The sequence below is a fragment of the Streptomyces sp. NPDC001027 genome (assembly GCF_040299045.1).
Classification (GTDB): domain Bacteria; phylum Actinomycetota; class Actinomycetes; order Streptomycetales; family Streptomycetaceae; genus Streptomyces.
Genome location: NZ_JBEPBI010000305.1, coordinates 1 through 8155 on the forward strand (window position 1 = coordinate 1; position 8155 = coordinate 8155).

At 74.8% G+C, this 8155-nt stretch carries 8 protein-coding genes; 4 read left to right on the plus strand and 4 right to left on the minus strand.

Features of this window, described 5'->3' with window-relative positions:
* Positions 1-158: 158 nt before the first annotated feature.
* The gene (locus tag ABT300_RS38780; RefSeq protein WP_351686308.1) at positions 159-770 is read right to left on the minus strand and encodes a TIGR03086 family metal-binding protein; all 612 of its coding nucleotides are present in this window, start codon (positions 768-770) and stop codon (positions 159-161) included.
* Positions 771-982: 212 nt separating this feature from the next.
* Between ABT300_RS38780 and ABT300_RS38785 the strand changes: the two genes are divergently transcribed.
* From ABT300_RS38785 to ABT300_RS38795, 3 genes are all read left to right on the plus strand, one after another.
* Positions 983-2236, plus strand: coding sequence for an FUSC family protein (locus tag ABT300_RS38785; protein WP_351686310.1), 1254 nt, complete (start codon positions 983-985; stop codon positions 2234-2236).
* Positions 2237-2264: 28 nt separating this feature from the next.
* Positions 2265-3314, plus strand: coding sequence for a hypothetical protein (locus tag ABT300_RS38790; protein ID WP_351686312.1), 1050 nt, complete (start codon positions 2265-2267; stop codon positions 3312-3314).
* 137 nt (positions 3315-3451) lie between these two features.
* Entirely contained in the window at positions 3452-4750 is a 1299-nt protein-coding gene (locus tag ABT300_RS38795) for a lactonase family protein (RefSeq protein ID WP_351686314.1), read from the plus strand.
* On the opposite strand, the gene ABT300_RS38800 is transcribed toward ABT300_RS38795, so the two are convergent.
* Together ABT300_RS38800 and ABT300_RS38805 are read right to left on the minus strand one after the other, a co-directional pair.
* Positions 4718-5443 carry a DUF2470 domain-containing protein gene (locus ABT300_RS38800; protein ID WP_351686316.1) on the minus strand — a complete coding sequence of 242 codons (726 nt, stop codon included), beginning with the start codon at positions 5441-5443 and terminating at the stop codon, positions 4718-4720. The two genes, ABT300_RS38795 and ABT300_RS38800, sit on opposite strands and share 33 nt — an antisense overlap.
* A 101-nt stretch (positions 5444-5544) precedes the next feature.
* Positions 5545-6159 carry a TetR/AcrR family transcriptional regulator gene (locus tag ABT300_RS38805; protein ID WP_351686318.1) on the minus strand — a complete coding sequence of 205 codons (615 nt, stop codon included), beginning with the start codon at positions 6157-6159 and terminating at the stop codon, positions 5545-5547.
* A 108-nt stretch (positions 6160-6267) separates the two neighbouring features.
* Between ABT300_RS38805 and ABT300_RS38810 the strand changes: the two genes are divergently transcribed.
* Entirely contained in the window at positions 6268-7872 is a 1605-nt protein-coding gene (locus ABT300_RS38810) for a cytochrome P450 (RefSeq protein WP_351686320.1), read from the plus strand.
* Here ABT300_RS38810 and ABT300_RS38815 read toward each other — a convergent pair.
* On the minus strand, positions 7828-8155 hold a 328-nt coding region (locus ABT300_RS38815; RefSeq protein WP_351686322.1), incomplete at its 5' end, for a pentapeptide repeat-containing protein. The two genes, ABT300_RS38810 and ABT300_RS38815, sit on opposite strands and share 45 nt — an antisense overlap.

The window sequence follows — 8155 nt, forward strand, 5'->3', positions numbered from 1 at the left end:
CTCCGGCTCCGGCTCCGGCTCCGGCTCCGGCTCCGGCTCCGGCTCCGGCTCCGGCTCCGGCTGAGTCTGGAGCCTCGGCTGGGACTGGGGCTTCGACTGCGTCCCCCCGCCGGTCCGCGCGAGATGGGGCGCGGCGGACCGGGCGGGGCTGCGGCGCTTCAGTGCGTGCGCGGCGTCCAGTGCGGGTCGCGGCCGAGGAAGGCCAGCAGCGCCTGTGCCGGGTCGTGGTCCGCCGCGGGCTCCCTGGCCGGGGCGAAGACCTGGTAGGCGTCGCGCAGGTGGTTCACGAGCCGGTCGGCCGCGGGCCGGATGCCCTCGGCCGCGGCCACCGGAAGCGGGCGGTCCTGACCGGTGGCGACGGCGATGTCCCAGGCGTGCACGGCGGCGTCCATCGCGGCGGCGCCGACGGCGATCCGCAGCGGCAGCGGGCCGAGCGGGGTCGGCGCCTCCTCGGTGTCCGCGGGCAGCGCCGCATAGGCCTCGGCCACCATGACCAGCACCTTGTCGAGCTCCGCCGCCGGGTCGCCGTCGAGGGCGTCGGCCGGGTGGAACGGGTCGCTGTCGGGCCGACCGCCGGTGAGGGCGAGGCCGTAGCCCTGCTGGTCGATGCGGGCGTGGTTGAGCACCTGCCGTGCCGTCCATCCCGCGCACGGGGTCGGGCTGCCCCAGAGTCCGTCCCCGACGCCCGCGACCACGTCGCGCAGATAGTCGTGCGCCTGCGTGAGGGCCTCGATCCCGGCCGTGCCGACCGTGCCGACCTTGTCCGTCATGCGTCTCCCCCTCGGCTTCCGCTGCCGGCGTTCCCCCGGCCGCTGAGAACAATCTAGGCACACTTGCGGACAGCCATCGTCCTGAATGGACATAGATCGATCAGACTGTGCCGTCGGAGAGCACAGCCTCCGGCGCGGCCGAACGGACGGCGTACGACGCGAGGTGCTGCGGAAACGTTCGAGGCCGCGAGTGACGGGGAACGGGACAGAGGATGCAGGGAGTACGTGAGCGAGCGGCGCCGCTGGTGCGGCTGGTCAAGCGCCACCGGGAACCCGTCGTCGTCCAGGCGCTGCGGTCGGCCGCGGCCGCCACCCTCGCATATGTCATCGCGCTGCGCCTGAGCCCCGAGGCGCTGCCGCTCACCGCGCCGCTGACCGCTCTGCTGGTCGTGCAGGTCACCCTCTACGCGACCCTGACCAACGGCGTTCGCCGGGTGAACGCGGTGGTGGCCGGCGTCCTCGTGGCCATCGCGTTCAGTCTCCTGGTGGGTCTGACCTGGTGGAGCCTGGGGCTGCTGATCGTGGCCTCGCTGGGCGTGGGGCATCTGGTGCGGGTCGACGAGTACGTGCCCGAGGTGGCGATCAGCGCCATGCTGGTGCTCGGCGTGACCACGGTCGGGGACACGGCGTGGTCGCGGGTGGTGGAGACCCTGATCGGCGCGTTCGTGGGGCTCGGCTGCAATCTGCTGCTGCCGCCTCCGGTGTGGGTGGAGGAGGCGGGCGAGTCGATCGAGGGGCTCGCCCGGCGGCTGCGGCAGCTGATGCTGCGCATCGGCGAGGAGGCCGCCGGACGCACCCCGTACGAACAGGCGGCCGAACGGCTGCACGAGGCACGCCGGCTGGACCACGACATCGTCGAGGTGGACGCGGCTCTGCGGCAGGCCGAGGACAGCCTGCGGCTCAACCCGCGCGTGCGGGAGGGTCTGTTGCACCGGGTGGTGCTGCGCACCGGTCTGGACACGCTGGAGATCTGCACCGTCGTGCTGCGGGTGCTCGCCCGCACGTTGACCGACCTGGCCAAGCAGCGCGAGCCGCAGCCGCTGTTCCCGGCGGGGACGGGCGAGGAGGTCGAGCGGCTGCTGTCGGAGATGGCCGACGCGGTGGTCAGCTTCGCGGTGCTCGTGACCACGCAGGTCAGCCATAACGCGGACGCCGCCGAGTCCCGGCTCACCGCCGAGCTGCGGCAGGCCGCGGCGACCCGGGACAAGCTCGCCCAGCTCCTGCTCGAGCAGCTGCAGCACGACGCCCGTCAGTGGCAGCTGCACGGCGCGGTGCTCACCGAGGTCGACCGCATCATCGACGAGCTCGACACCGAGCACCGCACGCAACGCCTGCTCGAGGAGCTGGACCGCAACAGCCGGGAGCAGCGTGAGCGCCGTCCGTGGCTGCACCGGCTGAGGCAGCGGACGCGCGGTCGATTGCGGCCGGGGCGGAACCGGACCGCCGCCGCCCGTCGTTCCCACTGACAGGCACGACGACGAGGGGAGCGCACGGATGACCGACACCGCCGTACGGATCGACGGGGACATGCTGCGGCTGCCGGGCGGGGTGGCGGTGCGGTTCATGCGCACCCTGCGCCTGCCGGAGAAGGGCACCCACGACCTGCCGCCCGGCCTCGGCGTGTTCCCGGTGCGGCGGGTCGCCGACCACGCCGGCACGGTGCCCGCCGAGTGGCTCGCGCGCGGGGGCGTGATGCTGCCGATGTATCTGCGCGAGGCGATGTGGCTGAGCTTCGCTTCGTCCTCGGAGCCGGCCGCGCTGCAGGTCGGGGCGGGCAAGGTGTGCGCGGTCTCCGGCAGGCCGTGGAGCGACCGGCTCTCCCGGGACCCGCAGAACTACGTGGCGCTCCCCCGCCAGCCCTGGCTGGACGGCATCAACTCCGGCAGCGGCACGGTGCGCCAGTTCGTCGCCGTGCCGCTGGGCCTGGGCGCGACCGTCGAGGGCCAGGTCACCGGCGAGGAGGTGTGGGGAGGGGTGCAGCTGCAGTCGTTCCCGCTGGAGGAGCGCCGGCGCGCCGAGTGGCGGGAGGCCGAGCGCAGCAGCCGCATCCCGCTGACGCCGGACCTGATCGGCGGGGTCTTCGGCAGCCTGCCGCCGCCCGCGGCCCCGATGGCGTCGCCCGGGGCGCCGCGTCCCGGCGGCGCGCCCCGGGCCCGCGCGGCCGCGGCGATGGGCCTCGGGGTGGGCGGTTCGATGCGCCAGGAGGTCTACCGGGACGAGCGCCCGCTCAGCCACTACACGGCGGCGCCCGCCGCGCGGGTCTTCGTGCATCTGGTGACGCCCCCGGAGTGGCGCAGGATCACCGGCGAGGAGCCGCCGCCGTCGCCGGTCGACCGCGCCGCGTACACCAAGGCGGGGCTGCCGTGGTTCGACTACTACGACGACGACGCGCAGGACGTCGCGCCGAGCGACGCCCTGGGCGAGGTGCGGCCGGTCGGCGAATGGATCGGCGACGACCTGGACCCGTGGGAGCCGCCCGCCCCCGGCCAGGTGCAGCACCTGAAGGACACGCCGGGCGCCCCGGTGGAGGACGGCGACTGGTAGCCCTGCGCCCCCGGCCCACTCCACCGGGCCCGCTCCCCCCGGGTCGGCGGCCCCGGGTCACGCCGCGCTTTTGCGTTCGACGGCGGTCCGGGTGAAGGTGGCTGTCACGACGGAGGCGGACGACGACGGGTGCGGGCATGGGCAGCGGGACGGGTGCGGCACGCGGGGGCTCACCCCCGCCGGGCGGGGCCGAGGGCCGGGGCTGGACCAGGCGCCGCTTCGTCGGCGCCCTGGGCGGCGCGGCAGCGGCGTCGGCGCTGGCCGGCTGCGCGGGTGACGGGGACGGCGGCGGGGATCCGGCGTCCGCGCGGGAGGTCCCGCAGGCCGCGCCGCCCGGACAGCCGTCGTCGTCCGCCGCACCCTCGACCCCTGCGCCCTCGACCGCACCGGGGTCCACGCCGGGCGCCTCCGGTCCCCGCCCCCTCTACCTGGGCGCCTACACCTCCGTCGAGGGCGGCGGGAAGGGCGTCGGCGTCGCCTCGTACGACCCCGTCTCCGGGCGGATCACCGGCGGCGGCACGATCACCGGCGTCCCGGACCCGTCGTACCTCGCCGTGCATCCGAACGGGCGCACGCTGTACGCCGCGAACGAACGCGCGCGGGGCGCGGTGACCGCCGTACGGCTCGCCGACCGTACGGTGCTGGGCGACCGGGCCACCGGCGGGGCGCACACCTGCCATGTGTCGGTCCATCCGAGCGGCCGGTGGCTGCTGAGCGCCGACTTCGGCTCGGGGAGCGTGGCGGTGCATCCGATCGCCGCCTCGGGGGCGCTCGGTGAGCGCACGGATCAGGTCACGCACCGCCGTCCGGCGCCGCGGGCCGGCCAACAGGGTCCGCACGCGCACCAGTTCGTGACCGCCCCGGACGGCGGGCATGTGATCGCCGTCGACTTCGGCACGGACACCGTGTACAGCTACCGTCTGGACGAGAAGGCGGGCACGCTCACCGAGGTCGCGCAGGCGCACACCCGGGCGGGCGCGGGACCGCGCCACCTCGCCTTCCACCCGGGCGGCCGGTACGCGTACCTGGCGAACGAGGCCGACGACACCCTGTCGGTCTGCGCCTACGACGCGTCGAGCGGTCGGCTGACGATCGGCAGGCCGCAGTCCACGGGCGCGAAGGCGGACGTCAACTACCCGGCGCAGCCGGCCCTGACGCCGGACGGCCGGTTCGTCTTCCTCGCCAACCGCGGCGACAACAGCCTCGCGCGCTATGCCGTGGAGCGGGACGGGGCCCGGCTGCGCCTGCTCGGCACGGTCCCGGTGGAAGGGGACTTCCCGCGCCAGATCGCCCTCTCGCCGGACGGCGGCCTGCTGTTCGCCGCCAACCAGCGGTCGGGGACCGTCAGCGTCTTCCGGGTGGACGCGAAAGGCGGACTCCGGCTCGTCGGCGCGCCGTTCGCGTCACCCGTCGCCGTCTGCGCGCTGCCGCTGTAGGGCGCGAGGGCAGGACGCGGCGGCCGCCTGGGCGAGCAGCACGTGCATGCGCTCGGTGAGCTGGGAGACGTCGTCGGCCGGCGCGTGGAAGGGCAGGCGTACGTCGCCGTGGGCACGGGCGCGTTCGATGCGCAGCGTCAGTCCGTGCCGGTCGACGGCGAGCGGCTGGACGCGGACGGCGCCGTGCAGGCTGTCGGGGTGCACGAGCCGGGTCAGCCGCTCCACGGCGTCGGGGTGGGCGTCGGCGAGATGCGTGAGCAGGTGGGCCTCGGCGACGGCGAGCGGGTCGGGCGCGGCGGCGGCGAACTCGGCGAGGTCGACGACCACGGCGCCGGCGCTCTCCTTCAGCACGACGCGCGTGGCGTGGAAGGCGAGACCGTCGTCGTCCGGGGCGAACCAGCCGGCCAGCCAGAGCCGGGCGCGGATCCGGCCGCGCACCGGGACGGGTGCGACGTCGGCGAACTCCAGCACCGCGGACGGCTCGCCGCGCGGCGCGCAGATCGCGGCCGTGCGCAGGGCGCCGTCCTCGGGCGCCCGCAGGCTCACCCGGCCGTCGGCGTCGACGGTGTGCGCGCCGACGAACTCTTCGCGGCCGCCGTCCGCGGTCACCGTGCAGGACCACGAGGCCGCGAGCACCGAGCGGGCGCGCTCGGCGGCGGCAGGCGCGGCCGCCCAGCTCTGGTCGTCACCCATCCTGAACCTCCTAAGGTAAGGCTTGCCTAACCTATAGGAGATCCGCCCGTGCGCCAACCACCGCGGCCCCGACACCCTCACGCCTGCCGGCCTCGACGCCCTTACGCCGTGGGCGCGATGACCCCCAGCAGCGCCCGTGCGCACAGGTCCCGCACCTGCTCACGCGACAGGTCCGCGCCACGCAGCCACTCCAGGCAGACCGCCGTGGTGAACGCCAGCCAGCCGCGCACCGCCAGCCGCACCTCGGGGCGCTCCTCGAACACCGGGCCGAACTCGGGGTCCGCACCCAGGGCGGCCAGGATCTGGCGCTCCTGCGCCGCCAGCGCCCGCCGGTAGACCGTGCGCACGCTCTGGTCGCCGGCGGCGTCCGCCCGGTGAAAGGCCCGGTAGCCGTGCGCGTGGGTCTCCACGTACTCCAGATAGACGTCGAGGCCCGCGGTCAGCTGCTCGCGGACCGGTACGCCGGGGACGGCCGCCGTCATGCGCAGCATCCGCTCGCTCTCGCACTCGACGACCGCCGCGAAGAAGTCCCGCTTGGTGGGGAAGTAGTGGTACAGCAGCCCGCGGGAGACGCCCGCGATCTCGGCCACCTGCTCGATCCACACCTCGTCGTAGGGGCTCTCAGAGAACAGCCGCGCGCCCACCGACAGAAGCTGCTCCCTGCGCTCCCCGGTGCTGAGTCGGCGCCGGGTGCGCTCGCCCTGGTTCGCGGCCATCCCCGCACCTTACTTGACGTCCGCTCGGCGGCGGGACCAGACTGAGGCGCGCTATTGAACTCACGTACAACATGGTCAACCTGCCGGTGCATCAAGGGAGATCGCGTCATGGCGGAGACGGGGACGACGGGCCCTAGGGGCACGGGGGGCACGACGGGAGCGGCGGCGGCCCGGCCGGCGGGGCCGGGCGCGCTGCCGAAGGGGTTCCGCGGCGCGGAGCTCGGGTGGCCCGAACTGCACCGCATTCCGCACCCGCCGCGCCGCCTTCCCCTGCTGGGCGACATCCTGGGCGCGAGCCGGCGCACCCCCGTGCAGGACTCGCTGCGCTACGCCGGCCGGCTCGGGCCGATCTTCCGGCGCAGGGCGTTCAACCGGGAGTTCGTGTTCGTGTGGGGCGCCGGTCTGGCCGCCGACATGGCCGACGAGCAGCGGTTCGCCAAGCACGTGGGACTCGGCATCGCCAACCTGCGGCCCGTCGTCGGGGACGCCCTGTTCACGGCGTACAACCACGAGCCCAACTGGCAGTTGGCGCACGACGTCCTCGCCCCGGGTTTCAGCCGGGAGGCCATGGCCGCCTACCATCCGATGATGCTGGACGTGGCGGAAGGGCTCACCGATCACTGGGACCGGGAGCTGGCCGCGGGCCGGGCGGTGGACGTGCCGGGCGACATGACCAAGCTGACCCTGGAGACGATCGCGCGCACCGGCTTCGGCCACGACTTCGGCTCCTTCGAGCGCGACCGCCCGCACCCGTTCGTCACCGCGATGGTCGGCACCCTCAGCTACGCACAGCGCCTCAACACCGTCCCGACCCCCGCGCTGATGCGACGGGCCGCCCGTCGCAACCAGGCCGACATCGCCTACCTCGACCGTACCGTCGACGCCCTGGTGCGGGACCGCCGCACGCAGGGCGGCAAGGACGGCGACCTGCTGGACCGGATGCTGGACACCGCCCACCCCGAGACGGGCGAGCTCCTGTCGGACGAGAACGTCCGGCGGCAGGTCATCACCTTCCTGGTCGCCGGACACGAGACGACGTCGGGCGCGCTCTCCTTCGCCCTGCACTACCTCTCGCGCAACCCCCGCATCGCGGCCCGCGCACGCGCCGAGGTGGACCGGGTGTGGGGCGACACGGCCGTGCCCGCGTACGAGCAGGTGGCGAAGTTGCGCTACGTCCGCCGGGTCCTCGACGAGGCGCTGCGGCTGTGGCCCACGGCGCCCGCGTTCGCGCGCGAGGCACGCGCGGACACCGTCCTGGGCGGGGAGCATCCGGTACGGCGGGGCGGCTGGGCGCTGGTGCTCACGGGCATGCTGCACCGGGATCCCGCGGTGTGGGGTCCGGACGCCGAACGGTTCGACCCGGACCGCTTCGACGCCCAGGCCGTCCGCGCCCGTGCGCCGCACACCTACAAGCCGTTCGGCACGGGCGCGCGGGCCTGCATCGGACGCCAGTTCGCGCTGCACGAGGCCGTGCTGGTCCTCGGGCTGCTGCTGCGCCGCTACGAGCTGCGGCCGGACCCGGCGTACCGACTGCGGATCACGGAACGGCTCACACTGATGCCGGAGGGACTGCGGCTGCACCTGGAGCGGCGCACGCCGACGCCCACCGCGGAGCCGGACGCCCCGTCGCGGAGGCCTGCGGACGAGGACGGCGGCTCCGGCGGCGAGTCATCCTCGGAGCAGCGGTGTCCAGTGCCCCGGACGGGCGAGTGATGCCGGCACCCGGGTGCCCGCGCCTCCTCTGGCCGCGTTCAGCTGGGGCTGGGTGAGGAAGAACGCGCCGGTGAGGTCGGCGTCCGTCAGATCGGCGTCGCGCAGGTCGGCGCCGATCATGTCGGCCCGGCGCAGATCGGCGCCGGTGAGGTCGGCCGCTATCAGACAGGCTCCGCGCAGGTTCGCGCCGTGCAGGTCGGCGCCCTTGAGGCGGGCGCCCATCAGATCGGCGCCCCGACGCTCCTTCCGGCGTCCGCCGACGCCGGCCCGGACCTGCTCGCTG